We start from the raw sequence: 24852 nt of genomic DNA, 5'->3' as shown, positions 1-24852 counted from the left end.
GGTTCTTACGTTTTACACGAAACATGGAATCTGCGGGTTGAACGTCTTGTTGTTCTCCGTCATGATTTGTTTCTTGATTTTGCCTTCGCCGAGATAGACGATACGGTCGGCGAGCGCCTCCGCGTCCTCTTCATCGTGGGTAACGAAGATCGTCGTCGTACCCGTCTGTTTGAGGAGGCGGCGCAAATCGTCCCGAATGCGATGTTGGAGCGACGTGTCCAAGTTGCTGAACGGCTCATCCAAGATGAGAAGCGATGGTTTCGGAGCAAGCGCACGCGCGAGCGCGACACGCTGTTGCTGACCGCCGCTGAGCTCGTACGGATAGCGATGGCGGAACTCGGACAAGTTCACGAGCGTCAACATCTCTTCGACGCGCTCGTTCCGCTCTTTCCGGCTCAATTTATGCAGACCGAAGCGGATGTTCTTCTCAACGGTCATATGCGGGAAGAGCGCATAGTCTTGGAACACCATCCCGACACCACGCTGTTCAGGCGGCATGAACTGGCAATCGTCGCAACAGACACAGTCGTTGACGACGACGACGCCTTGATTCGGCATCTCGAGTCCCGCAATGAGGCGTAAAATCGTACTCTTCCCAGAACCGCTGTCACCGAGAAGCGAGACGATTTCACCTTTCGTGATCGAGATCGAGAATCCTTTAATCGTCTCGGCTTGCGCACCTTTATAGCTGAAGTGTAAATCGTTGATTTGAACAAACATTAGTCGGCCTCCTTATCAAGCACCTTATGGAACACAAAGATCAACAATCCGCTCATGAGCACGATGACGATCGAGGCGAGCGCGGCCTCATGTATCTTCTCGTCACTGACATATTTGAACGCCTGTGTGGCGAGCGTCGAAAAATTGAATGGCTGTAAAAACAGCGTCAGCGGCAACTCTTTCATAATATCGATAAAGACGAGGATGAACGCGCTCATGATCGCCCCTTTGATCATCGGGATATCGACCCGGAAGAACGTCTGCACCGTCCCCCACCCGAGCATGCGTGACGCTTCCGTGAACGATTTCCCGACTTTCTCAAACCCACTCTCGATCGAGTTATAGCCGATAGCGAGGAAGCGGATGACGTAGGCGAAGATGAGCATAATGAGTGTCGTCCTGAACACGAACGTCTGGCCTAAGTCCAAAGCGAGCGCCATGTTCAACACCCACTCATCAAGCAGCAAGAACAACGTGATGACGGCGATGGCGATGGCCGCTCCCGGGATTGAATAACCGAGCGTCGTCACTTTCGAGATGACGCGTGTCATGTTTGACGGGAACAAGCGCGTATAGTTGGCAATGACGAGTGCGAACACGAGAATGATCACCGTCGCGATGAAGGCGACGCTCACCGTGTTCCAGACGAGACGGAAAAACTCGGCCGTGAACACTTGTTCAAACGTCAATACCGTCCAAGCAACGAGTTGAACGAACGGAATGAAGAATGCGACCGCGAAGATGGTCGCTACATAACCGAACACGGCGTATCGATGCCATCCATTCAGTTGTCTCGGTTTGAGCGGCTTCACTTTCGTCGTCGCATAGCTGAACTGTTTTCGACCTCGGATCAGCCGTTCCATCGTCAAGATGGCGATGACGAGAATCATGAGCGTCCCAGCGAGTTTGAGCGCTGAGGACGTATCTTTCATCCCGAACCACGTACTGAAGATGGCCGTACTGAACGTCTGAATCCCGAAGTATTTGACGACGCCATAGTCGTTCAACACTTCCATCAAGACGAGGCTGACCCCGCCGATGATGGCGACGCGCGAAATCGGGATGACGACGGTGAAGAAGATATCCCACGAGCCGCGACCGAGGATACGGGCGTTTTCAATCATCGAGGACGATTGATTGTGCAGGAAGGCACGCGTGATCGTGTAGATGTATGGATACAAAAACAGCGTGAAGATGAACACCGTCCCTTGAATCGTCATGATGTTGAAATACGTCTGGTCGACCGTGATACCGAACTCGTTGCGAAGCGTCGTCTGGATGACGCCCGTATAGTTTAAAATCCCGTGATACGTATAAGCCCCAATGTAAGGCGGGATGGCGAGCGGTAAGATGAGCGCCCATTTGAAGAACCGACGGAATGGAAAGTCGTACACCGTGACGAACCAAGCCAGGCTCGTTCCGATGACGGTCGTCAACAATCCGGTCGCGAGCATGATGAACAGTGTATTGCGCACATAAGTCGGCAACAAGTACTCGCGAATGTGTTGCCAGTTCTCGTTGACCGGTGCGAACAGCTCGACCAAGACGACGACGCCTGGCAGGACGATGAACACCAGCGCAATAAAGCTGAGGATGGCCCATCCATTCAGTTGTCGTTTCAGCGCGTACCAGTTCATGTCGTACAACTCCCGTTCTTTCGTTCAGTCACTTCCTGTCCCATCATATCAGTTTCCGCGCCACCGGTGTACCGTCAGCGTGCCATGAAACACAAAAACCTTCGGCCTGAACATCTGTTCAAGCCGAAGTCGTCTTATTTCCAGCCCGCTTCGTTGAAAATACGGATGGCTTCTTGCTGGTTTTCACCGAGGACAGACAAGTTGATGTCCTGCTCTTCGAACTCACCCCATGATTGAAGGAGCTCGTTCGGTTCAACCGATTCGTTGACCGGATACTCGTAGTTCACGCTCGCAAACTGCTCTTGTGCTGACGGATCAGACATGAACTCCATGAGTTTCTTCGCGTTTTCTGAGTTCTTCGCTGCTTTTGTCATCGCAATCCCCGAGATGTTCACGTGTGTCCCCGTCGTGTCTTGGTTCGGGAAGAAGACACCGAGTTGCTCGGCCACTTTCTTCTCTTCCGCGTCTTCCGAGTTCAACATGAGACCCATGTAGTATGTGTTCATGATGGCGAGGTCCCCTTCACCGGCGACGACCGCTTTCGCTTGGTCACGGTCGTTCCCTTGTGGATCACGCGCCATATTGTTGACCATGCCTTTTGCCCACTCTTTCGCTTGATCGACACCGTTCACTTCAATGAATGAAGCGAGGAGTGAGATGTTGTACATGTTCTCAGACGGACGAACGAGCACTTTTCCGTTCCACTGTTCTTCTGTGAGCGCTTCATACGTTGACAAGTCTTCTGGTTTCACGCGGTCTTTCGCATAGACGATGACACGTGCCCGTTTCGTGAGACCGAACCACTCGTTGTCCGTATCACGATATTTTTCAGGGACGTTCGACTCAAGCACGTCGCTATCGACCGCTTGAAGATGCCCCGCGTCTTTCGCTTGATACAAGTTCCCGGCGTCTGCCGTGATAAAGAGGTCGGCTTCTGTGCTCTCACCTTCTGTGTTCAAACGCTCGAGAAGCTCATCGCTCTTCCCTTCGACGACGTTAACTTTTACGCCCGTCTCTTCTTCGAACTGCTTGTAAAGTTCTTTATCGACGTCATAGTGACGGCTCGAGTAGACGTTGACGACTTTTGACGCTTCTGCTGTCTCGTTATCATTTGACGTCGTCTCTTCCGTGCTCGCGCAAGCGGCCAGGAGTGATGTTGTGAGCGCAGCCGATAGGCCGAGCGCCATGTACTTTTTGTTCATTTGATTATCCCCCACTTATTCATCTCTATTGTTGGTAATGATAATTACTCTCAGTTACTATCATCACTGATAATCATTCTCACGTCAACCTTTTTTTGAAATCGTTTACAGTAATTATAAATACATAACTTAACAGTTTTGACGTCATCATTTCTTGACTTCAAAATGACTACGCACCTATAGTGGAAGAGAACAAACCGTCTGGTCGGTACAGAAAAGAGGGATGACATGACAAACCGATCAATAATCACCAAGCAAAAACTGTTGGATGCCGCGACCGATATCATCATGGAGCACGGTGTGCATCACCTGACATTGGATGAAGTCGCCAAGACGGCGGGTGTCTCGAAAGGTGGTCTCTTATACCACTATCCATCCAAAGAAGCGTTGTTGACCGCCATCGTGGAACGGCTCCAAACCGAGCAAAACGATTTGTACGAATCGCTCCAAGCCGATGGCAATGGCCCTGTTGAGGCGTTCGTGCGTCTCTTTGACGAGACGAAACTTCATCCGGAGCGCTCAGCCATCCACATCGACGCCGAAAAGATGATTGCGTTCCTCACATTGTTCGCCGTCGACCAAGAGTACGCAGAGCGGTGGAAGCACGACCTCGACACGTTCTTCGCACAGTTTCAACAGACGAGCGATCCAGTGGAGACGATGATCATCCGCTATGCGCTCGAAGGAATGATGATGTCCGAGCACTTCAATGTCGGCGTCGCCCCACCTGCTTTAAAACAAGACATTATCGCTCGCTTGATCGAGCGAGCCCAGAATATCGATTCGGGTAAAACAGACTAATCTATTAGAGGAGAAATGAACCCCATGCAAAAAATCACGTCCTTCTCCGTCAATAACAAGTTCGCCGTCTGGTTGATGACCATCATCTTGACGGCCGCCGGAATTTTCGCCGGCTTGACGATGAAACTAGAAACATTGCCTGATATCACGACACCGACCGTCTCGGTGACGACGATTTACCCAGGAGCCTCACCTGAACAAGTGCTCGACGAAGTCAGCACCGTGCTCGAAGAGCGCTTGAAGAGCTTGAACGGGGTCGAACAAGTTCGTTCGTCTTCGTTCCAGAACGCTTCAAACATTCAAATCGATTATGACTTCAGCACTGATATGGAAGAAGCTGAACAGCTCGTCAAAGACGCGCTCAGCAACGTCGAATTGCCAGAAGCCGTTCAAGACCCACAAGTATCACGACTCAGCTTTGACGCGTTCCCTGTCGTTGGTGCAGCCGTCTCAGATGAGAGTCTCGATTTGGCCGAATTGACGAAATTGGTCGAAGATGAGTTGCAACCGGCCCTTGAAGGCGTCGAAGGCGCTCAGACCGTCCAAATCGCCGGACAAGAGATTCGTCGCGTCGAGCTTCAGTTCGATGAGGAGGCACTCGCCGAATACAACTTGACGGAAGACACGGTCAAACAGTTGATTCAAGCGAACGACGCCCGCATCGCGCTCGGCCTGTATGAACTTGGTGATACGGAGCAAGCCGTCGTCATCGACGGGAAGTCGGAGACGCTCGAGGCGTTCCGCGACCTCCAAATTCCGTACTCACCCGCACAAACGGAACAGCCTGTGCCAGGTGCGCCAACGGAACTTCCGACTGGCGAGACCCCACAAGTCCCGACTGAAGTACCAGGTGCCGTCCCACCTGCCAATATCCCGACAACCGTCCCGACCGTCGCTTTGAGCGAACTCGCGACGATTGAAGACCGTGGCATCGAGGAATCGATTTCGCGCTCAAACGGAGAACGTTCAATCGGGATTCAAGTGACGAAAACACAAGACGCGAACACCGTCGACGTCGTCAACGCCGTTAAAGAGGTGCTCGCCGACTTCGAGGCCGACTATGACACGGCCAACGTCTCCGTCACGCTCGACCAAGGTCAACCGATTGAAGAATCGGTCGAGACGATGGTCTCGAAAGCGTTACTCGGTGGTCTATTCGCCATTTTGATTATTCTCGTGTTCCTTCGTAACTTCCGCTCGACGATTATTGCGGTCATCTCCATCCCGCTCTCGCTCTTGATGGCGTTGATCGTCTTGAAACAGCTCGACATCACGCTCAACATCATGACGCTCGGCGCGATGACCGTCGCCATCGGACGGGTCGTCGATGACTCCATCGTCGTCATTGAGAACATTTACCGTCGCCTCACCCGTCCGAACGAGACGTTGCGCGGCAAAGAACTGATTATCGCCGCGACGAAAGAAGTGTTCATTCCGATCGCGTCGTCGACAATCGTTACGATTGCCGTCTTCTTGCCGCTCGGGTTCGTCACCGGATTCGTCGGCGAGCTGTTCTTACCGTTCGCCTTGACCGTCGTCTTCGCTTTGCTCGCATCACTTCTCGTCGCGATCACGGTCGTGCCGATGATGGCCGACTCGTTCTTTAAGAACCGTGACAAGTTGAAGCCGGAAGAAGGACCAGGGAAACTCGCCGAATGGTATCGCGGCGTCCTCAACTGGTCGCTCAACCATAAACTCGTCGTCTTCGGCCTGGCTACCGTTCTCTTAATCGGAAGTTTCGCCCTCGTACCAGCCATCGGGGTCAACTTCTTGAACCAAGAATCTGAGAAGACGCTTTACGTCACGTTCGACCCAGAGCCGGGACAAACGCTCGATGATTCGATTGCGGCGGCCGAAATCGCCGAGACGTATTTCATGGAAGAGCAAGCGAACGCGACCGACGTTCAATTTACAGTCGGTGGCGAGAACCCGCTTAACCCAGGAAACAACAAACAAGGAATTTTCATCGTCCAGTACGATCCGGACACGGAAGATTTCGCCGATGTCAAAATCGCCGACGTCGAACGCTTGAATGAACTCGCCTCAGGCGGTGAATGGAAAGAACAAGACTTCGCCGGCGGTGCCGGAACGAGCGGCGTGACGTACAACGTCTACGCCAACTCACTCGAAGACCTCGAAGCCATCGTTCCGACGTTCATTGAGACGATTGAAGAAGAGACAGATTACGTCCGTCAAGCAACGTCTGATCTTCGCGAATCATACGTCCAATACACGTTCAACGTCGACCAACAAGCTGCTGCTGAGGCAGGCGTCTCGGCCGCCCAGCTCGCCCAGACGATTGGTCAGTTCCAAGCGCAAGAAAGTCCGCTCTCGACCGTGACGATTGATGACAAGCAACTCGACGTCATCATTCCGACAGAACAAGTCACGTACGACAGCATTGACGATTTGCAGGAACAAGAAGTGACGACGCCGTTTGGACCACGTCCAATCTCAGACTTCATCGAAGTCGAGGAAGGCACGACACCGGATACGCTCGTTCAGCGTGACGGCAAGCTCCTCGCTCGCGTCAACGTCGAGCTCAGCACGGACAAAGCGACGGAAGCTTCGGCGGCCATCGAAGAACGTGTGTCTGACATCGAGCTCCCGACTGGCGTCTCGTATGATGTCGGCGGTGTCACGGAACAGATTCAAGAATCGTTCACTCAGCTCGGTCTCGCCATGCTCGCAGCCGTTGCCATCGTCTACTTGGTGCTCGTCATCACGTTCGGCGGTGCCGTTACACCGTTCGTCGTCCTATTCTCGCTCCCTTACGCGATTATCGGGGGACTTGTCGCCCTTCTCATCACTGGCGAGACGATCTCGGTATCTGCCTTGATTGGAGCGCTCATGTTGATTGGGATCGTTGTGACGAACGCCATCGTCTTGATTGACCGTGTTATTCATAAAGAAGAAGCTGGTCTCTCGACGCGTGATGCCTTGCTCGAGGCAGCCGGTACGCGCCTCCGTCCAATCCTCATGACGGCACTCGCGACGATTGGTGCCCTCGCACCGCTCGCGCTCGGTCTTGAAGGTGGCGCTTTGATTTCGAAAGGTCTCGGTGTGACCGTCATCGGTGGATTGACAAGTTCAACGCTATTGACGCTCCTCATCGTTCCAATCGTGTATGAGTTCTTCGCACGGTTCCGTAAGAAAAAAGAAGCGTAATTCAAAAGAGAGTCGCCCGCACAGGGTCGACTCTCTTTTCGATTCGGTCATTTTTGATGTGTTCCACACGTCTTTCCGTGCTTTTATAAAACCTCTTTGGAGAGAAGAACTTCACTTTTTGATGATTGCCTAACCTTGACCTGTACAAATAAATCTGAGAAAATTCTTACGTTTTGAACGTATTCGCGAAAGGATGGTATACATGCAACTCTTTATCAAATGGATGATCGGCCTTTCGCTCTTATTCGGGTTAAGCGCGCTCGGCAATTGGATCGTCGCCACTTTAGAATGGAAAGTACCTGGGAACGTCGTCGGGATGATGCTGTTGTTGATATTACTTATGACAAAAATCATCCGAGTCGAGTGGATCGAGGACAGTGCCGGCTTCCTCACGAAACATCTCGCTTTCTTCTTCATCCCGATTGCGGTCGGTCTCATGTCTTATAGTAATCTATTAAAAGCAGAAGGGATCCCGCTCTTTCTCGCCTTGATGATCAGTCTAAGTGTGGGGCTCATCGTGACCGCCATCATCTCCGGAAGACGAGGTGAAGCGTCATGACATTATTTTGGGTACTCGTCACAGTTGGTGTCTATCTCATCAGCCGAAAACTATCATTTAAGTGGGCGTCTCCGTTCACGAACGTCGTCTTCTTGAGCACAACTATTTTGATTGTGATCCTCCTTCTCTTTGAACAACCGTACGACGTGTATGAACCGGCCAAAGATTTGATCACGATTTTACTCGGCCCGGCGACCGTCGCCCTCGGTCTGCCGTTGTACCGCAACTTGCCGACGCTACTCGCACGCGCGAGACGTGCCCTCAGTGCAATCGTTGCCGGTACTGTCTCGACGATCATCGTCGCAGTCATGATTGGCACGGCGCTCAAACTGACGGACCAAGTGCTCATCGGGCTAGCGGTCAAATCCGTCACTGCCCCGATTGCACTCGAACTGGCAAAACAGCTCCAAGGAGACGCGGCGCTTGCTGCCTCCATCACTGTCGCCTGTGGCATACTCGGTGCCATGTTCGGTCCGATAATGCTGTCGCTTTTCAAAGTGACTGATCCGTTCACACGAGGGCTCGCACTCGGAACGATCAGCCATGGCATCGGTACGGCTCAAGCCGCGACAGAACATCCGCTCTCAGGGGCCACCGGGGGCGCGGCGATGGGCCTGTCCGCCATCTTCACGTCGTTTTTGTTGCCGTTTCTCCTGCCGTTCCTTCTTTAAAAAAGGCCAGCACCCTTGTTTCATACAAATTGAGTAAAAGTAGAGGCCTTAGCGCCTCTCTTTTATTTTCAAACAATTTCGATACTTCTCAAAACGGCTCTCATGCTACACTAAATGTGAACAGATTCATCAGAGGAGGCAGACCATGCAATCGAAATTAATTGAACGTTTAATCACGTATGCAAAAATTGATACACAGTCCGACTTCACGAGTGAGACGACTCCGTCGACGGCGAAACAATGGGATTTGATTCGCCATCTCGAGACCGAATTGAAAGCAATCGGGCTCGAGGACGTCGAGACAGATGAATACGGCTACTTGTTCGCCACCCTTCCGAGTAACGTCGACCACGACGTACCGACGATCGGCCTGCTCGCCCACGTCGATACGGCGACCGACTTCACCGGGACGAACGTCAACCCGCAACTCGTCGCACATTACGAGGGCGGCGATATTGTTTTGAACGAGGCGCTCGGTGTCATCTTGTCGCCGAGTGACTTCCCGGAGCTCGATGGCTACGTTGGACATACACTCATCACGACAGACGGCACGACGCTGCTCGGTGCCGACGACAAAGCCGGCATGGCCGAGATCGTCACTGCGGTCGAATACTTATTGGCCCATCCGGAAATCCCGCATGGCCCGGTGCGAATCGCCTTCACACCGGACGAAGAGATTGGACGCGGACCACATAAGTTCGACGTCGCCCGCTTCAACGCCGATTTCGCCTATACGATGGACGGCGGCCCGCTCGGTGAACTGCAATACGAGAGCTTCAACGCTGCCGGCGCCACGGTCACGTTCCATGGGACGAACGTGCACCCGGGCAACGCCAAAAACAAGATGGTCAACTCGATGAAATTGGCGATGGCGTTCCACAACCGCCTCCCGGCCGATGAGGCACCGGAACATACGAGCGACTATGAAGGCTTCTTCCATCTGAACGGCTTCTCTGGCGACGTGGAGACGACGACGCTGCAATACATTATCCGCGACCACGACCGCACAAAGTTTGAGGCGCGCAAAGCGTTGCTTGAAAAGCTCGTCGTCGAATGGAAACAGAAGTACGGCGAAGCGCGTATCGACTTGAAAATGGACAATCAATATTACAACATGGCCGAGAAAATCGAGCCGGTAAAACACATCGTCGACACCGTTGCCGACGTCATGCGCGAACTAGGCATCGAACCGAAAATCGAACCGATTCGCGGCGGGACGGACGGTTCGCAACTGTCGTATATGGGACTCCCGACCCCGAACATCTTCACGGGTGGCGAGAACTATCACGGCAAGTTCGAGTACGTCTCCGTCAACAACATGGAAAAAGCGACCCACGTCATCATCCAGACGCTCCGTACGTTCGCTGAACGCGCGCGAGCATAACACATGCGCCTCCAATCGTTCTCTTCTAGAATAGAGACATTGGAGGCGATTTTTTATGAAGCATACGTTTCAAATGAACCTCGACTGGACCGGCGGACGCAACGACGTCGGAACGATCGAGGCCGAACGGTTAAAGACACAGATATCGATTCCCCCGGAAATGGACGGACCCGGCATCGGCACGAACCCGGATGAGATGTTGCTCGGTGCTGCGGCGACCTGCTATATCATCACACTTGCGGCCATGCTTGGACGGAGTGACCTGTCACATCAAGGCATCACGATCGACGCCGAAGGCATCGTCGACGTGACGAACGGTGTCTTCACGTATGAGACGATTCGTTACACGACTCGCATCAATGTGCCAGTCGCGTTTACAGACCGTGACATCACGCTCGTCGAACGGATTGCTAAAAAAGCGAAAGATGGCTGTATGATTTCACGCGCCTTAGCCGGCAACGTCGCGTTCGAACTCGACACGACGGTCACGCGCGTCGTCTGACGATGTATCGCTTCGTATCCCCCTTGCAGGAAGGGGTCATCCTGAAACGCCGCAATCGGTTCGTGATGGACGTATTGCTCGGCGACACTGTTGTCGCCTGCCACTGTCCGGTCACAGGCCGCATCGGTGACCTCGTCTTTGACGGGGTTCCTTGCCTCGTCTCAGCGACGGACGACCCGCGACGGAACACCGCCTTCACGGTGGAGGCCATCTCGATTGACGCGGACCGACAATGGATTGGAATTCATCAAGGCCGCGTCAATGATTTCGTCGAACATTGGTTGCGGACGAACGTGATTTCAGCTTTTCCTTCTCCGAGACATGTGGAACGAGAGAAAGTCGTCGATGCGTCACGAATCGACTTTAAAGTCGATGGCACTTATATCGAAGTGAAAGCACCTCTAGCCGAGTTGTTCGTAACGCCTCTCCCCCGCTTTGAACGGCGTGCGGTGACGAGACCAATCGAGACCGAACGGTTGATTCGACATCTCGAGACACTCATTGCGACGTTGCCGAAAACTGGTCGGGCCGTCTTGCTGTATGTTTTCTTATATGATGCGCCCATCTTCACCGGCAACTCGAATCGGAAACACGACTTACGAATTCGGCAGCTGATTCGCGACGCAATCGCGGACGGACTTGAAATCTGGCAAGTGAATGGCGAGGTGACTACGGAAGGGATTCGTTTAACCCACTGTGTCGAGACGACGCCTCATTTCAAGTAAAAAAGCCATCAGCGATGGCTTTTTTACTGTAATAACAGTGGGGTCACGTACGCCTCGATGATCGCAGAGATGGCGAGGAGCGGAACTGCGATGACGAGAAATGTCTTCACGCCTGCCACGAACAGCGCCTTGAACGTGACGTCGGTCTCTTTCCCGCGTAGTTTTTTCCAGATGTAACGGTTAAGCGACAACCCCATCGCCGCTCCGAGCAAGATAGCCGAGATTTCGGTGATGCCGTGGGGCAAAATGCCGAGCACGATGACCCGGATCACGGACTCGCCGGCAAACCCAACAAGCATGGCGACCAGGCCGATGACCGCGGCGTTGATGACGACGAACATATACGGGATGAAGAGCGGGATCATCCCGAGCAGGAAAGCGAGCAACGTGACGCGCGTATTGTTCACGAATAGGGCGATCATCGTCTCGCGTGCGCTCGAATCGAACGTCAATCCTTGTGATTCAAATGATTCGCCGAGCTGAGCTAAAATTTCGTCCACTTGTTCAGGGGCGATGACGGCCCTGAATAGAAAATACGACCCGATGCCCGTCACGAGGAAGATGACCCAGAGCCGGAAGAAATCTCGGCTGTAGTAGTTTGACCACGCTTCTTTCAGCGAGAGCGTTGTTTTCATGGCTGATTCCCCCTTTCTTCTCTATACGAATCAGGCTGCTGTTTGTTTCATTTTTACCCACGACTGCGCGTTTTCAAAAAACGTGATACAATACACGTCGTAAACTAATCAGAAAAACGAGGGATCCTATACATGATTACAGTAAATAACGTAAGTCTCCAATTCGGTGGACGCAAGTTGTTCGAAGACGTGAACATCAAGTTCACACCAGGCAACTGCTACGGCTTGATCGGCGCGAACGGTGCCGGGAAGTCGACATTCTTAAAAATTCTTGCCGGTGAGCAAGAAACGACAACAGGTGACGTCAGCTTTTCACCTGGCGAACGCCTCGCCGTCCTCAAGCAGGACCATTATGCGTACGAAGATCAAGCGGTACTCGAGACGGTCATCATGGGCCACGAGCGTTTGTATCAAGTCATGAAAGAGAAAGACGCCATCTATATGAAGGAAGATTTCTCTGACGAAGATGGTATGCGCGCTGCTGAACTCGAAGGCGAATTCGCTGAGATGAACGGTTGGGAAGCCGAATCAGAAGCTGCCATGGTCCTTCAAGGACTAGGGATCACGGATGCATCACACCACAAGCTCATGAGCGAGCTCACAGGTGGCGAGAAAGTCAAAGTCCTCCTTGCTCAAGCATTGTTTGGCAAACCTGACATTCTTCTCCTCGATGAGCCGACGAACGGTCTTGACCTCAAAGCGATCCAATGGCTCGAAGAGTTCTTGATCAACTTCGAGAATACCGTCATCGTTGTATCCCACGACCGTCACTTCTTGAACAAAGTCTGTACGCACATGGCCGACCTTGATTTCGGGAAGATCCAATTGTACGTCGGGAACTACGACTTCTGGTACGAGTCGAGCCAACTCGCTTCGCGTATGGCCAACGACCAGAACAAGAAAAAAGAAGAGAAAATCAAAGAACTTCAAAACTTCATCGCCCGTTTCAGCTCGAACGCCTCGAAGGCGCGTCAAGCGACGTCGCGTAAGAAGTTGCTCGATAAAATCACGCTCGACGATATCCGTCCATCATCACGTCGCTATCCGTTCGTCGGTTTCTCAATGGAACGTGAAATCGGGAACGACGTGCTCTACGTCGACAACGTCTCGAAGACGATTGATGGCGTCAAAGTACTCGACAACGTCACGTTCTCACTCAACAAGACGGACAAAGTCGCATTCGTCGGCCGTTCGGACGTTGCCATTACGACTCTCTTCAAAATCATCATGGGCGAGATGGAACCGGACACGGGTACGGTCAAATGGGGCGTGACGACGACACAGTCGTACTTCCCGAAAGACAACTCGGAATACTTCGAAGGCTCGGATAAGAGCATCTTGGATTGGTTACGCCAGTTCTCACCAGCCGACGAGTCGGATACGTTCCTTCGCGGTTTCCTCGGTCGTATGCTCTTCTCAGGCGAAGAAGTCATGAAGAAAGCATCTGTCCTCTCAGGGGGAGAGAAAGTGCGTTGCATGCTCTCGAAAATGATGCTCTCGAACTCGAACGTCCTCGTCCTCGACGATCCGACGAACCACTTGGATCTCGAGTCGATCACAGCGCTCAACAACGGTCTCGAGACGTTCAAAGGCGTCCTCCTCTTCAGCTCGCATGACCATCAGCTCATCTCGACGATTGCCACGCGCATCATCGAAGTGACGCCGAACGGGATTGTCGACAAAGAAGCGACGTACGACGAGTTCCTCGAGAACGAATCGCTTCAACAGCAAGTCGAGTCACTCTATCAGAACGCATAAGAAAAAAACGATCGGCCGCGGCCGATCGATTTTTTTATTTGACCTCGACCGTCTCCATGATATGTTCATGGATGTCGTGTCCTTTCGTCACGTGGACTTGAACGTTGTATATGCCTGACTCTTTGAATGTATGCTCACCTTCATAGCTTCCGCCTTCCGTTTCATCAAGCTTCACCCAGTCGTGCTTGTCCGCTCCGTCTTTGAACACTTCGAGTTGGACGTCCGCACCCGTCAACGCCTCATGCTCAATTTTGACGTTGACTGTGAACGGTTGGACTTCATTGGCGACAGCTTGAGTCGGATCAAGGACAATGTCTGCTCCCGCGTGGTTGTGATGATCTTGCTCAGCTTCAGCTTCAGCCTCGGCCGCCGTCTCCGGATGCCCGACCGTCACGTTCGTCGTCGGCATCGTATGCATCGAACGGGCCGTCACATGGACTTGCACCGTGTAAACTGCTTCTTCGACAAACGTCGTCTCCGCCTCGTAGACTCCATCTTCTGTGAGCGACGCTTTCGTCATCTCGCTCTCTTCCTTGGCGCCATTTTTCCAGACCTCGAACTTAATCTCGTCGGCATCATCGACCGCTTCACCGTCTTGTGTGACGCGAACCGCCAACGTGACCGTCTCGTCTTTGTCCGCCGTGGCCGGAACGTTTAATTCTGCTTCTACCGGTTCCATCGACTGCACCGTCTCCGTACCACTGGTCGTTTCATCGGCTCCGCACGCCCCGAGGACGAACAGACCGACGAGACCAAATGCCACCCCGAATCGTTTCATTGATTTGCTCATGTTGAATCCCCCTATTCAATCGCTTACATTCTTCACACATTGTTCATGATAGCACCCTTTTTTAGGAAATGTGTGAGGATTGTGTGATATTTGACACGTTTGTCACTCATAAATTGAACACAAATATTGAGAGTCATTATCCAAAAATTCCTTTCCCTATTTTTAGGGTTAGACGATGTTTACCACTAAAAGGGGGTATATAAAATATATACACAGCTCAATATATGGAAAGCCTTAACATCAAGATACATACACCCAAGAATGGAGGCGAAACCAAAATGAAGAGCAGGTTTGTACGTGTGTTGATGGCCTTGTTGATCATGTTGGCACCGTTAGTCGCTTATCCAAAATCGGCTGACGCCGCCGCTTCGAAATTCATTACGAGCGTGAATACGACGAGTAAAGTTGTCGCGTTGACGTTCGATGACGGGGCGGATGGTGCGAATACGAATAAGATTTTGGACATACTTGCCAAGAACAATGTCAAAGCCACTTTCTTTTTGACTGGATCAGGCGCCAATAACCATCCTCAATACATTAAAAACATCGCAGCTAAAGGTCACCAACTCGGTAACCATTCGTATACCCATCCAGACTTCACAAAGTTGACCGCCACGCAAATGAAATCAGAACTTGATCGGACGGAAGCAAAAATCAAATCCATTACCGGTAAAACGACAAAACCAATCTTCCGGGCACCATTCGGCGCCGTCAATAGCGCCGTGTTGAGCGGAGTCGGCGCTGCCGGCTACGGCTATACGATTCAATGGAACATCGATACCGTGGACTGGAAAGGAGTCACCGCTAGCCAAATCAATACGAAAGTACAGGCGAACATCAAACCAGGCTCAATCGTCTTGATGCACACCGGTGCCGGCGCTCCAGGTACACCACTCGCCTTGCCGACGATGATTGCCCAGTTGAAAGCGAAAGGCTACAAGTTCGTCACCGTCTCGCAATTGCTCGCTTACCAAAACACATCTACCAGCAAAACGTATACCGTCAAATCAGGCGATACGCTCTATAGCATCGCCCGAGCTTACAACGTCACAGTCGCTGCGCTCGCTGCGGCCAACAAAATTACAAACTACAGTCTCATCTATGTCGGACAAGTGCTCGTCATCCCGGGTACCACTGTAACTCCTCCACCTACGACGACCGTCAAGTATACGGTTAAATCGGGTGACACGCTCTATAAGATCGCCACTTTGTACAAAACGACCGTCGCTAAGATTGCAGCCGCCAACAATATTACGAACGTCAACTCCATCTATGTCGGACAAGTACTGATCATCCCAGGTACAACCGTCACACCACCGACGACTACGGTGAAATACACGGTAAAATCAGGGGATACGCTCTACAAGATTGCGACGATGTATAACACGACTGTCGCTAAGATTGCAGCCGCCAACAATATTACGAACGTCAGCTTGATTAGCGTCGGGCAAGTGCTTACAATCCCACGCTAACCAAAAAAGTGTCCTCCGCTTTTCGGGGGGACACTTTTTTATGCGCCAAGACACTCATCGACCATCGCGATTGCGACGTTCGCGTCATCAATTCCATGGACGAGCACACGACCGTCTTTAAACAAAAGCATCCGATGATTCCGCCATCGCCATTCTAATGTGAACGGTGTCTGTTTCACAGCGATGTCCGCACGCTCGAGTTGATGTGCGATTGGTTCAAGCCCTTCAATGGACCGACGGACTTGGACGACGTCACGCCCACAGAGGAGTGCTGTCTGTTGCCGATTCGGGACGAGGCTCGGATAGTCGCGGTTTTGACAAGAAGGACAAGACACATCGACGAGACGTGCGACATCTAGTCGCTGTGACTGGTTTTCCCACATATCTTCAATCAAGAGTCGACGTTCCATCTTTTCATGACGCCCCGTCAAATATTTCAATGCCTCAACGGCTTGACGACTTGCCACATGTTGAACGATTGGCGCTACCACCCCCGCTGTCGCGCACGTTTGCCCGGCTAGCGGCAAATGACGCATGAGACAACGAAGACACGGCGCTTCTCCCGGCATCACCGTGTAGTTCATGCCGTATGCCCCGACGCAAGAGGCAAACAAGAACGGAATGCCACGCTCGAGTGCGAAATCGTTCAATAGAAGACGCGTCTCGACGTTATCGGTTGCGTCCAAGATGAGATCAACGGACGGCAAAGGCCGAAGCCAATCCCACGAGACATCGGCGATTTGCGCGTCCAACTCAACGTCTGAGTTGATGGCCCGCAGGCGTTCGAGCGCTGCGACCGCTTTCGGCGTCTCGGAACGTGCGTCCTGTTCCGTATAGAGCGTCTGTCGTTGTAAGTTCGTCACCTCGACATAGTCGCGGTCGACGAGGATGAGCGAGACGCCGGCCCGAACAAGTTGATCGCTAACGGCTGCCCCGAGCGCGCCGAGACCGACGACGAGCACTCGTTTCTCCATCAGATGTTCTTGGCCCTCCACCCCGATGCCGTGGAACCGGGCCTGCCGCGCGTAACGTTCCGGGATATGTGTCATCGGATGTAGTCCCCTGACTTCCCGCCTTGTTTCTCGAGCAAGTATGTCGGTCCGATGACGATGCCTTTATCGACTGCTTTCGTCATATCGTACACGGTCAATGCAGCGACCATTGCTGCCGTCAACGCCTCCATCTCGACACCGGTATCGCCTTTCGTTTTCACAAACGACTCGATGATGAGCTGTGTCCCGTCCCATTCGAACGTCAAATCGACTTTTTTCAAGGCGAGCGGATGACACATCGGAATGATGCGGCTCGTCTCTTTGGCGGCCATGATGCCAGCCACTTGAGCGACAGCGAGTACATCCCCTTTTGCAAGACCCCCATCCGTGATGAGCTGTTTGAGTTCACCGCTCAGTTCAACTGATGTACGGGCCCGAGCAGTACGTGTCGTTTCCGGTTTATCCGAGACATCGACCATCCTCGCCCGCCCTTGGTTGTTCATATGTGTCAATTCCATCGTTTACCCTCCGCTCACCATTGGAATGACGGCGACCGTGTCCCCGTCTGCAACCGTGTATTCGTCCGTCTCATAGCGCTCATTGACCGCGAACATGAGACGTTCCGCTCCTGACACGCCCCGCTCGACCAAATCCGCTCGCAAGGCGGCGATTGTTTGTGGCGCTGAAACGGTATAGGACCGGACCGCCAACTCTTCTGCCACGTGGGCAAAACATAATACCTCAATCATGTGTACGTCACTCCTTCCGGGCGTCCTGGGTGTTGTTCTTTTTGATCACCCATCCATTTCGTGCCGTCGGTCCAATGCTCCCGTTTCCAAATCGGGACAATTTCTTTAATCCGTTCGATGGCGTAACGATTCGCCTCGTAGGCGTCGGCGCGATGGGAAGAACTCGTCGCGATGACGACCGCTTCTTCCATGATATCGAGTCGTCCAATCCGGTGATGGATCGCCGTCAACGCACCAGGCCAACGTTCCGCTACTTCTTTCGCGATTTGTTCGAGCATCTTCTCGGCCATCGGTACGTATGATTCATACTCCAAGAGTTCGGTCTGTTTGGAACCAGTCATTTCCCGCACCGTCCCGATAAACAGCACGACCGCCCCGACGTTTCGATGTCGGACCGTTTCGTAAAGTGCCATCGGTTCGAGCGGATGTTCATTCACTTGATACCATTTCATCCTCCATCCACCTTTCCACTGAACGCATCAACCGGTCCTTGTCTGCCACGGAGTCTCCGCGTGCGATCACGTTCGTCACATCGACCGGTTGTTCATGCCCGTCTCGCACGAGCACCACTTTCGGATAATCTTTCCGTTTGTATCCTTCGATTAGCACGATGTCGACGTGCGCCTCGTACCAGTTGAGGAGCAATTCAAACGTATCGACCGCTTGCCACTCGATCAACGTCCCGTCCTCACCGATCACACTCGATAGCACGGCACCGGCCAACGCGTGACGGTGCGAGTCAGTCATCGGCAAGTCGAACGACCCTCCGTGACCGTGGTGCTTGATGACGCCGACACGGAGCCCCGTCGCCGACAAGCGTGTTGTCAGCTCGGAGACGAACGATGTCTTGCCGCTATTTTGATAGCCGACCACTTGTAAAATCAAAGCCGATCGATGATTCGACATCGCACCGTGTCTCCTTTCTGAAACCCTCTCGTCCCGCCTGGCAGATGAATCAACGCGTTACACGTCGCGAGCGAGGAGACGATGCCCGACTTATCTTTACCGCTCGGATGAACGACCGTCTGCCCGGTCGCATCAATCGTCACATGTCCACGGACGAAGCGGTCGAACGGATTCGGTTTCGGGAAATCGACACCGAGTTCCGCCAAAATGACAGGACGTTCCGTTTGTCCGAACAACGTCTTCATGTACGTACCGACAAACAGTTCCGTGCCGACAAAACAGGCAGACGGATTGCCGGATAAACCGAACAACAGCCGACCTTCGACATGCGCGACCGTCGTGACGGATCCTGGCCGCATCCCGACTTTATTAAACAGTACTGTCGCTCCGAGCGCCTCATACACATCCGGTAAATAATCGAAATCGCCGACCGATACCCCGCCTGTCGTGACGATGGCATCACTCGTCTGAAGCGCTTCTTCGACCGCCCGCTTCGTCGAAGTGAACGTATCCGGCAAGATGCCGCCATACGTTGCCGCGCCGCCAAGCTCCTCGATTTGGGCAAGAATCATATACGCATTCGAATTATAAATTTGCCCGTCGGCTTTCTTCCGCCCCGGTTCGACGAGCTCGTCTCCAGTCGCGAACACGGTGATGTGTGGTTTCACGTACACGTCGACTTGTTCATAGCCGAACGTTGCGAGCAAGGCGATGACGCCTGGATTGATGCGGGTGCCTCGGCCGACGATATGCGTTCCTGCCGCCACATCTTCCCCGCGATAGGAGATGTTGGCATCACGGGCCGGTCGTTTGAACGTCACGACTCGTTCATCCGCTTGTACGAGCTCGAGCATGACGACCGCATCGGCTCCGTCTGGAATTTTTGCCCCGGTCATGATGCGAATCGCCTCGCCGGCGCGGAGCGGTTCTCCGACGTGTCCAGCTCCCTGAACGTATTGAATGGGTAATGTCACCGGTTCATCGCGGTTCGCAGTCAACAAGTCCGCGGAGCGGACAGCAAAACCGTCATATGGCGACTTGTCAAACGCCGGAACGTCATGCGTCGCGACGAGATCCATCGCTAAAATCCGTCCGTTCGTCCGATGCAACGGTACCGTTTCCGTCCGACCTCTCCCCGTCGCTTCTTCGACGCGTGCGACCGCCTCGTCAACGGCGAGCGGCTTACGAAATAGCGTCGATCCCTTTTCCATTACTCCACTTCCTTTCCTAGCACTTCTTCATAATCTCTCAGTGTGTTCACATTTTTAAACCAGTCCCGTTCAGCAAACGAGACGATTGTCGCCTCTGTCAAGTGAGGCATGACCGCCCGTTCGCCTCGACGTAACGCGGATTCGAACTGGGACAGTATCGAGCGGGGATACAAGGCGATGAGCGGATGGATTCGATTGTCGGCGTAGGCGACAACCGGCTGATTCCCTCGTTCTATCGCAAGCCGTTCATAAACGGTCGGCGGCAACAAAGGTGTATCACACGCACAGATGGCATACCATTCAGCCGGGACGTGCCGCATGACGGTGACGATGCCAGCGAGCGGCCCCATGCCGCACCATTCTCTGTCGTCTTCGAGTTGATAGGGTGTCATCGACTGTCCGGCCGGCACGACGCTCCATTGGGACGTCGTCGTGGTACTAAGCGTCTGTCGTGCCCGGTCTTCAAACGAGACGTCCTCATAACGGGCTTTCCATTTGGGAGACCCGAACCGACGTGACTTCCCGCCTGCCAAGACGATCCCAATCATCGTGTCGCTTCCCAGACGATATGGGAGAGCTCAGGGAGAATCAAGCGAGTCATCGCCAAGTCGACGGCGCCTCGCGACCCTGGCATCGAAAAGATGATCGTATCCCCGATGCGTCCTGCTAAAGCTCGCGACAACATCGCCGCCGGTCCGATATCTTCCGTGAAGCTGACATAACGGAACAACTCGCCGAAGCCGACCATTTCCCGGTCAAGCAGCGGTCGAATCGTCTCAATGGTGACGTCCCGTTTCGTGATGCCCGTTCCTCCGGTCGTCAAGATGACATCCATTTTTTCGTCGACCATTCGTCTGACAGCCGCTTCGATTTCAAATGGGTCATCTTTCGTGATCTCACGGTATGTGACCGTGTGTGCTTCTTCTTTTAACAGCGTGCAAATATGTTCGCCTGACACGTCCGTATCGAGTGTGCGCGTATCCGAGATCGTTAAAATCGCTGCCCGGACACGCTGTGTGTTTTGATGTACATGGTTGTGTGCTTGCATCGTCTTCATCCTCCGATATAACTCATTTCAATCCGGTTACGTGTCCGACTCCCAGTTTGTGACCGTTCTTCCGAATAGCGGTCGTCCCGTACTTCCCATACCATTTTCAGTGTCATGGCAATCAATTCATCGCTCGCCCCACTGCGGAGCAATTCGCGGATATCGGTCCCGTCTTCAGCGAACAGGCACGTGTACCATTTGCCGTCACTCGATAGGCGGCCTCGCGTGCACGTTCCGCAGAACGGTTGGCTGACCGAAGAGATGAAGCCGACTTGCGCCCCATCCGTGTAACGGTAACGTTGCGCGACTTCTCCTAGTGTTTCGGGTGCAAGCGGTTCAAGTAATCCATTTCGTTGTTTCAACACCTCAAGAATCGATTCAGACGACACGACATGTTCGACGTTCCATTCATTCGCCGTGCCGACATCCATGAACTCGATGTAACGGAGCGTGATGTTCCGTTCTTTGAAATACGCGGCCATAGGGGCGACTTCATGATCGTTCCAGCCTTTTCGGACGACCATGTTCACTTTCACTTCGAGCCCTTGCCGTTTCGCCTCATCGATTCCTCGTAATACCGTCTCGGGCGACGTGCCGCGTCCGTTCATCATCCCGAACGTCTCGGCCGATAAGGCGTCTAGACTGACGTTGACCCGGTCGAGCCCAGCTTGCTTCAACACTTTCGCCATCCGTTCTAAATAGACGCCGTTCGTCGTCAACCCGATCGTCTCGATGGTCGTGACCGCGCGAAGGCGGCGAATCAGTTCATCGAGATTCGGCCTGAGTAGCGGTTCGCCCCCGGTCAGACGCACTTTTTTCACGCCGTGTGGGGCGATGATGCGAACGAAGCGCTCGATCTCGTCAAACGATAACAACTCATCTCGTTTTAAAAATTGGTGGTGGCGGAACGCCTCTTCCGGCATGCAGTATCGGCAACGAAAGTTGCATTTATCAATGACTGAGATGCGTAAGTCTTCCAACGGTCGTCTCCGTCGATCGGTCCATGGTGTCATCTTGGTTCATCCTTTCTATCCATCAACGACAGCAGGGACCCTCACAGTCCCTGCGTCGATTTGTCAGCGAATCGGCTTTTCAGCACCGCTGCGCAAGTAATAATAAATTGTGGTGGCAATCGAGATCGCATAGAGCCCTAGCATGACGAACAACGCACCGTTGAACGAACCGACGAGCTCGAGCGACCAACCGAACATCTTCGGAATGAAGAAGGCTCCGTAAGCAGCAAACGCTGCCGAGAATCCGACGACGGCCGGTGTCTTCGTCGCCACGAACACGTGGGGAATCATCGCGAACGTCGCTCCAGAGTTGAGTCCTGTTGCGATGAACAAGACGACGAAGGAGATGAAAAACATCGTCAAGTTGCTGTTCGTGATGGCCATGATGACACTGATCGTACCGAGCGCCATGATTCCGAACACGATTAATGTCACTTTGGCCGCTCCGATCTTATCACTGATCCAGCCCCCGAACGGACGCGAAGAGGCGCCAAGGAATGCACCAAGGAAGGCGAGCGCCATCAAGTCCGACTCAGGGAACTTTAACTTTAAAATCATCGGGAACGCTGCGGCATATCCAATGAAGGAACCGAACGCCGCCGTGTAGAGCAACGTTTGAATCCAAAAATGTTTGTCTTTAAACACGCTCGCCTGTTCACGAAGCGATTGACGCGCGGTCGGTAAGTTATCCATGAACAAGTATGCGCAGACCGTCAAAATGATGGTCGGCACGACCCAAAGGAGCGCGGCGTTTTGAAGCCAAATCTCTTCGCCGGTCTCGGTCACGAGTGCGTTCCCGCCGATGAACCCGAAAATACTTGTCGTGATGACGAGCGGTGTGATCAATTGGACGAGCGAGACGCCCAAGTTCCCGATGCCTCCGTTAATCCCTAGCGCCGTCCCTTTTTTCGCTTTCGGATAAAACGCGCCGATGTTGGCGTTTGATGACGAGAAGTTTCCGCCGCCTAGTCCGCAAAGTGCGGCCAAAATCATGAATACCCAATACGGCGTATTGACGTTTTGAACGGCATAGGCGATGCCTAGGAGCGGCAACAACAAAATCGATGTCGAGAAGATCGTCCAGTTCCGACCGCCGAATATACTGTTTGCGAACGTATAGAAAAAGCGCAACGTCGCCCCGACGAGTCCAGGTAGGGCGGCCAACGTGAACAACTGGCCTTGCGTAAAGCTAAACCCGATTGAATTCAATTGGACGGCCGCGACCGACCACATTTGCCAGACGATGAATGCAAGCGTCAGTGCCGGGACCGAGACGAGCAAGTTCCGATTGGCGACTTGTTTTCCCGTCCCTTCCCAAAATCCCACATCCTCCGGCTTCCACTCGGCGAGTGCGTGTGACCCTTTGTCTAATTGTTGCATGGTCTATTCCTCCTCTTAACGGTTCAATTCGTACCCTAATCCCATCCTATCGACCGTCCTCTTAAAAAAGTGTGCCTTCTTTCACACTTATTTCGCATCTTGAGTTTTTTTCTCACCCTGTCATCAATCTGTGACAAAATCGCCTATCTTTTGTTTCTGTGACATTGAACACAGAAAAACCCTCCCCGATTCCTTACGATAAGGAATAGAGGAGGGATTAATTTGTCACATCTCATTCAAATCCACTGTGCGCCCGAAGTTCGCTTGGCGCTACAACCATATTTCTTCAGTCAAGACGGGGCCCACGTGTTCCGTGTCTTCGGCGTCGCGATCGCCGAGGCTGCGTTCACCGAGACGGGGCTCGATATCACGTTCCCACTGGAAAGTCCGATGGAAGAACTACAAGCGCTGCACACCTTGCTCGTTCGGATCGATACAAACCACGACGTGACGATCGATGATACCCAGGCGGTCATCGGCTACTTAGGGGACGGGACGGTGGTCACCGTCTATCGCCACTTCAAACGTTGGCTGGACTTTTTGTCCGCAGCGCGCGTTCGCTCGATGGAAGGTGTCGTCGTCGAGGTCCGTGCTAACGGGGTCAAGCTAGCCGAAGGCGTGCTCCGGTCTTATGAGTTGATGGAAGATGGCGATTTTTATGTATCGGCCTGTACAATCGAGGCCGATGGGTTAGAACATTTCGAGGGCGAGCTATCACTTGCCGCCGTAATGTGATCAATCGATGACACAGACCGAGACCGGACAGTCCTCACAATGGTTGAGCAGTTTCAACCGGTCGAGGTCATGGATAATGATTTGACGGGAAGGGAGCGAAATAATCCCTTCTTGAGCGAGCTCGTTCAACATGCGGTTCACGCGTTCACGCGATGTCCCGCAATAGTTGGCGAGCTCTTGGTTTTTCAGTTTCAAGTCGATGAGAATGCCGTCTTCGACTTCCACCCCATAGCTGTTCGCCATACGAATGAGCGTCGAGTAGAGCGCTCCTTTTTTCCCGTTCAATACCAAGTCTCTAAATTTCGTATGCTGTTTCCGCATATGTTCGTTGATCATGACCATGAACTCGCGGACGAATTCCGGGTTCGACGACAAAATCATCGTTTCAATACGCTCGATTTTGACCGCATAAATTTCACTATCTTCTAACGCCTTGGCGTTAAATAAATATTTTGGTTCGATTGCGAATAACGTCAACTCTCCGCAACAAGCCTCAGCGCTTAAACAACGTAACGTCAATTCTTTTCCATTTTCCGTCAATTTCGAAATTTGGATCAGTCCACTCTTTACAATATAAAATTCAGCTGCGTCTTCTTGTTCTCGGAACAGAAAACCGCCTTTTGGGACATGAATGATTCGATGTGCCAATTTTTTTGTTTCCTCGAGCACCATCGCTTTACTTGAATGAGCCATTTCCACCGACCTTCCTTAAAACACGTTGCGCCATATTAAAGCTTGCCTTCATTCTAAACACAAACCCCCTCGAAACGCAATCAACATTTGGAAGCGTTTCA

At 52.8% G+C, this 24852-nt stretch carries 26 protein-coding genes; 10 read left to right on the top strand and 16 right to left on the bottom strand.

All coding sequences use genetic code 11. The features are described from left to right. Positions 1-12: 12 nt before the first annotated feature. The 3 genes from KNP60_RS10145 to KNP60_RS10135 form a co-directional block, all read right to left on the bottom strand. Complete coding sequence (locus KNP60_RS10145) at positions 13-720, bottom strand: ABC transporter ATP-binding protein (protein ID WP_021068048.1); 708 nt, start codon at positions 718-720, stop codon at positions 13-15. Continuing rightward, positions 720-2357, bottom strand: coding sequence for an ABC transporter permease (locus KNP60_RS10140; protein WP_214797407.1), 1638 nt, complete (start codon positions 2355-2357; stop codon positions 720-722). The genes KNP60_RS10145 and KNP60_RS10140 overlap by 1 nt, the downstream gene beginning before the upstream one ends. 134 nt (positions 2358-2491) lie before the next feature. Then, positions 2492-3559 carry a Fe(3+) ABC transporter substrate-binding protein gene (locus tag KNP60_RS10135; RefSeq protein ID WP_214797406.1) on the bottom strand — a complete coding sequence of 356 codons (1068 nt, stop codon included), beginning with the start codon at positions 3557-3559 and terminating at the stop codon, positions 2492-2494. Positions 3560-3787: 228 nt separating this feature from the next. On the opposite strand from KNP60_RS10135, the gene KNP60_RS10130 reads away from it, so the two are divergent. From KNP60_RS10130 to KNP60_RS10100, 7 genes are all read left to right on the top strand, one after another. Next, positions 3788-4360, top strand: a complete 573-nt coding sequence (locus KNP60_RS10130; protein WP_052090260.1) for a TetR/AcrR family transcriptional regulator — start codon at positions 3788-3790, stop codon at positions 4358-4360. Between the two features lie 24 nt (positions 4361-4384). After that, the gene (locus KNP60_RS10125; RefSeq protein WP_034780643.1) at positions 4385-7528 is read left to right on the top strand and encodes an efflux RND transporter permease subunit; all 3144 of its coding nucleotides are present in this window, start codon (positions 4385-4387) and stop codon (positions 7526-7528) included. Positions 7529-7730: 202 nt separating this feature from the next. Then, entirely contained in the window at positions 7731-8087 is a 357-nt protein-coding gene (locus KNP60_RS10120; RefSeq protein WP_034780640.1) for a CidA/LrgA family protein, read from the top strand. Next, positions 8084-8758: an LrgB family protein gene (locus KNP60_RS10115; RefSeq protein WP_214710713.1), complete on the top strand. Its 675-nt coding sequence runs from the start codon at positions 8084-8086 to the stop codon at positions 8756-8758. Before KNP60_RS10120 ends, KNP60_RS10115 begins: the two co-directional genes overlap by 4 nt. 145 nt (positions 8759-8903) lie before the next feature. Continuing rightward, complete coding sequence (gene pepT / locus KNP60_RS10110; RefSeq protein ID WP_214797405.1) at positions 8904-10142, top strand: peptidase T; 1239 nt, start codon at positions 8904-8906, stop codon at positions 10140-10142. Positions 10143-10197: 55 nt separating this feature from the next. Further along, positions 10198-10644, top strand: a complete 447-nt coding sequence (locus KNP60_RS10105; RefSeq protein WP_214797404.1) for an SACOL1771 family peroxiredoxin — start codon at positions 10198-10200, stop codon at positions 10642-10644. A 2-nt stretch (positions 10645-10646) separates the two neighbouring features. Beyond that, positions 10647-11369 carry a DNA/RNA nuclease SfsA gene (locus KNP60_RS10100; protein WP_214797403.1) on the top strand — a complete coding sequence of 241 codons (723 nt, stop codon included), beginning with the start codon at positions 10647-10649 and terminating at the stop codon, positions 11367-11369. Between the two features lie 23 nt (positions 11370-11392). Here KNP60_RS10100 and KNP60_RS10095 read toward each other — a convergent pair whose 3' ends face one another. Then, entirely contained in the window at positions 11393-12004 is a 612-nt protein-coding gene (locus KNP60_RS10095; RefSeq protein ID WP_214797402.1) for a stage II sporulation protein M, read from the bottom strand. A gap of 132 nt (positions 12005-12136) precedes the next feature. Here KNP60_RS10095 and KNP60_RS10090 point away from each other — a divergent pair, with 132 nt between their 5' ends. Next, a complete protein-coding gene (locus KNP60_RS10090; protein WP_034780623.1) occupies positions 12137-13762 on the top strand; it encodes an ABC-F family ATP-binding cassette domain-containing protein in 1626 nt (541 codons plus the stop codon). Positions 13763-13796: 34 nt separating this feature from the next. On the opposite strand, the gene KNP60_RS10085 is transcribed toward KNP60_RS10090, so the two are convergent. Further along, on the bottom strand, positions 13797-14552 hold the full coding sequence (locus KNP60_RS10085; RefSeq protein ID WP_214797401.1) for a FixH family protein: 756 nt from the start codon (positions 14550-14552) through the stop codon (positions 13797-13799). Between the two features lie 278 nt (positions 14553-14830). On the opposite strand from KNP60_RS10085, the gene KNP60_RS10080 reads away from it, so the two are divergent. After that, on the top strand, positions 14831-16024 hold the full coding sequence (locus KNP60_RS10080) for a LysM peptidoglycan-binding domain-containing protein (protein WP_214797400.1): 1194 nt from the start codon (positions 14831-14833) through the stop codon (positions 16022-16024). Between the two features lie 38 nt (positions 16025-16062). Here the strand turns inward: KNP60_RS10080 and KNP60_RS10075 are convergent, their stop codons facing one another. The 10 genes from KNP60_RS10075 to KNP60_RS10030 all read right to left on the bottom strand — a co-directional run bounded on the left by KNP60_RS10075 (position 16063) and on the right by KNP60_RS10030 (position 23323). After that, complete coding sequence (locus tag KNP60_RS10075; protein ID WP_214797399.1) at positions 16063-17073, bottom strand: ThiF family adenylyltransferase; 1011 nt, start codon at positions 17071-17073, stop codon at positions 16063-16065. Next, entirely contained in the window at positions 17070-17534 is a 465-nt protein-coding gene (moaC, locus tag KNP60_RS10070) for a cyclic pyranopterin monophosphate synthase MoaC (protein WP_214718575.1), read from the bottom strand. Before moaC ends, KNP60_RS10075 begins: the two co-directional genes overlap by 4 nt. Before the next feature lie 3 nt (positions 17535-17537). Further along, positions 17538-17765: a MoaD/ThiS family protein gene (locus KNP60_RS10065; protein ID WP_214797398.1), complete on the bottom strand. Its 228-nt coding sequence runs from the start codon at positions 17763-17765 to the stop codon at positions 17538-17540. Next, complete coding sequence (locus KNP60_RS10060) at positions 17762-18217, bottom strand: molybdenum cofactor biosynthesis protein MoaE (protein WP_015880399.1); 456 nt, start codon at positions 18215-18217, stop codon at positions 17762-17764. Before KNP60_RS10060 ends, KNP60_RS10065 begins: the two co-directional genes overlap by 4 nt. Then, a complete protein-coding gene (mobB, locus tag KNP60_RS10055) occupies positions 18195-18671 on the bottom strand; it encodes a molybdopterin-guanine dinucleotide biosynthesis protein B (RefSeq protein ID WP_034780611.1) in 477 nt (158 codons plus the stop codon). The genes KNP60_RS10060 and mobB overlap by 23 nt, the downstream gene beginning before the upstream one ends. Further along, entirely contained in the window at positions 18647-19882 is a 1236-nt protein-coding gene (locus KNP60_RS10050; RefSeq protein ID WP_214797397.1) for a molybdopterin molybdotransferase MoeA, read from the bottom strand. Before KNP60_RS10050 ends, mobB begins: the two co-directional genes overlap by 25 nt. Continuing rightward, positions 19882-20430, bottom strand: coding sequence for a molybdenum cofactor guanylyltransferase (locus KNP60_RS10045; protein ID WP_214797396.1), 549 nt, complete (start codon positions 20428-20430; stop codon positions 19882-19884). The genes KNP60_RS10050 and KNP60_RS10045 overlap by 1 nt, the downstream gene beginning before the upstream one ends. Beyond that, complete coding sequence (locus tag KNP60_RS10040; RefSeq protein WP_114164944.1) at positions 20427-20930, bottom strand: MogA/MoaB family molybdenum cofactor biosynthesis protein; 504 nt, start codon at positions 20928-20930, stop codon at positions 20427-20429. Before KNP60_RS10040 ends, KNP60_RS10045 begins: the two co-directional genes overlap by 4 nt. 5 nt (positions 20931-20935) lie before the next feature. Beyond that, complete coding sequence (moaA, locus tag KNP60_RS10035; RefSeq protein ID WP_214797395.1) at positions 20936-21943, bottom strand: GTP 3',8-cyclase MoaA; 1008 nt, start codon at positions 21941-21943, stop codon at positions 20936-20938. Positions 21944-22006: 63 nt separating this feature from the next. Continuing rightward, the gene (locus KNP60_RS10030; protein WP_211781932.1) at positions 22007-23323 is read right to left on the bottom strand and encodes an MFS transporter; all 1317 of its coding nucleotides are present in this window, start codon (positions 23321-23323) and stop codon (positions 22007-22009) included. Between the two features lie 222 nt (positions 23324-23545). On the opposite strand from KNP60_RS10030, the gene KNP60_RS10025 reads away from it, so the two are divergent. Then, positions 23546-24058 carry a hypothetical protein gene (locus tag KNP60_RS10025; protein WP_214754328.1) on the top strand — a complete coding sequence of 171 codons (513 nt, stop codon included), beginning with the start codon at positions 23546-23548 and terminating at the stop codon, positions 24056-24058. Here KNP60_RS10025 and KNP60_RS10020 read toward each other — a convergent pair whose 3' ends face one another. Next, on the bottom strand, positions 24059-24751 hold the full coding sequence (locus KNP60_RS10020) for a Crp/Fnr family transcriptional regulator (RefSeq protein WP_034780597.1): 693 nt from the start codon (positions 24749-24751) through the stop codon (positions 24059-24061). It abuts the gene before it with no gap. Between the last annotated feature and the right edge of the window lie 101 nt (positions 24752-24852).

This window comes from Exiguobacterium sp. s5, from assembly GCF_018618075.1.
Lineage (GTDB): Bacteria > Bacillota > Bacilli > Exiguobacteriales > Exiguobacteriaceae > Exiguobacterium > Exiguobacterium mexicanum_A.
The sequence above is the reverse complement of the archived record's forward strand: the minus strand, read 5'-3'. Positions and strand labels throughout refer to the sequence as shown.

Bases quoted from the DNA above. Each gene is read 5' to 3' on its own strand.
- KNP60_RS10040 (WP_114164944.1), bottom strand. From the start codon at position 20,930: ATGCAAGCACACAACCATGTACATCAAAACACACAGCGTGTCCGGGCA.
- KNP60_RS10065 (WP_214797398.1), bottom strand. From the start codon at position 17,765: ATGATTGAGGTATTATGTTTTGCCCACGTGGCAGAAGAGTTGGCGGTC.
- KNP60_RS10090 (WP_034780623.1), top strand. From the start codon at position 12,137: ATGATTACAGTAAATAACGTAAGTCTCCAATTCGGTGGACGCAAGTTG.
- KNP60_RS10115 (WP_214710713.1), top strand. From the start codon at position 8,084: ATGACATTATTTTGGGTACTCGTCACAGTTGGTGTCTATCTCATCAGC.
- KNP60_RS10140 (WP_214797407.1), bottom strand. From the start codon at position 2,357: ATGAACTGGTACGCGCTGAAACGACAACTGAATGGATGGGCCATCCTC.
- KNP60_RS10030 (WP_211781932.1), bottom strand. From the start codon at position 23,323: ATGCAACAATTAGACAAAGGGTCACACGCACTCGCCGAGTGGAAGCCG.
- moaA (WP_214797395.1), bottom strand. From the start codon at position 21,943: ATGACACCATGGACCGATCGACGGAGACGACCGTTGGAAGACTTACGC.
- KNP60_RS10100 (WP_214797403.1), top strand. From the start codon at position 10,647: ATGTATCGCTTCGTATCCCCCTTGCAGGAAGGGGTCATCCTGAAACGC.
- KNP60_RS10060 (WP_015880399.1), bottom strand. From the start codon at position 18,217: ATGAAATGGTATCAAGTGAATGAACATCCGCTCGAACCGATGGCACTT.
- KNP60_RS10105 (WP_214797404.1), top strand. From the start codon at position 10,198: ATGAAGCATACGTTTCAAATGAACCTCGACTGGACCGGCGGACGCAAC.
- KNP60_RS10120 (WP_034780640.1), top strand. From the start codon at position 7,731: ATGCAACTCTTTATCAAATGGATGATCGGCCTTTCGCTCTTATTCGGG.
- KNP60_RS10045 (WP_214797396.1), bottom strand. From the start codon at position 20,430: ATGATTGGGATCGTCTTGGCAGGCGGGAAGTCACGTCGGTTCGGGTCT.
- KNP60_RS10075 (WP_214797399.1), bottom strand. From the start codon at position 17,073: ATGACACATATCCCGGAACGTTACGCGCGGCAGGCCCGGTTCCACGGC.
- KNP60_RS10050 (WP_214797397.1), bottom strand. From the start codon at position 19,882: ATGGAAAAGGGATCGACGCTATTTCGTAAGCCGCTCGCCGTTGACGAG.
- KNP60_RS10020 (WP_034780597.1), bottom strand. From the start codon at position 24,751: ATGGCTCATTCAAGTAAAGCGATGGTGCTCGAGGAAACAAAAAAATTG.
- KNP60_RS10145 (WP_021068048.1), bottom strand. From the start codon at position 720: ATGTTTGTTCAAATCAACGATTTACACTTCAGCTATAAAGGTGCGCAA.
- KNP60_RS10080 (WP_214797400.1), top strand. From the start codon at position 14,831: ATGAAGAGCAGGTTTGTACGTGTGTTGATGGCCTTGTTGATCATGTTG.
- mobB (WP_034780611.1), bottom strand. From the start codon at position 18,671: ATGTCGAATCATCGATCGGCTTTGATTTTACAAGTGGTCGGCTATCAA.
- KNP60_RS10125 (WP_034780643.1), top strand. From the start codon at position 4,385: ATGCAAAAAATCACGTCCTTCTCCGTCAATAACAAGTTCGCCGTCTGG.
- KNP60_RS10135 (WP_214797406.1), bottom strand. From the start codon at position 3,559: ATGAACAAAAAGTACATGGCGCTCGGCCTATCGGCTGCGCTCACAACA.
- moaC (WP_214718575.1), bottom strand. From the start codon at position 17,534: ATGGAATTGACACATATGAACAACCAAGGGCGGGCGAGGATGGTCGAT.
- pepT (WP_214797405.1), top strand. From the start codon at position 8,904: ATGCAATCGAAATTAATTGAACGTTTAATCACGTATGCAAAAATTGAT.
- KNP60_RS10130 (WP_052090260.1), top strand. From the start codon at position 3,788: ATGACAAACCGATCAATAATCACCAAGCAAAAACTGTTGGATGCCGCG.
- KNP60_RS10095 (WP_214797402.1), bottom strand. From the start codon at position 12,004: ATGAAAACAACGCTCTCGCTGAAAGAAGCGTGGTCAAACTACTACAGC.
- KNP60_RS10085 (WP_214797401.1), bottom strand. From the start codon at position 14,552: ATGAGCAAATCAATGAAACGATTCGGGGTGGCATTTGGTCTCGTCGGT.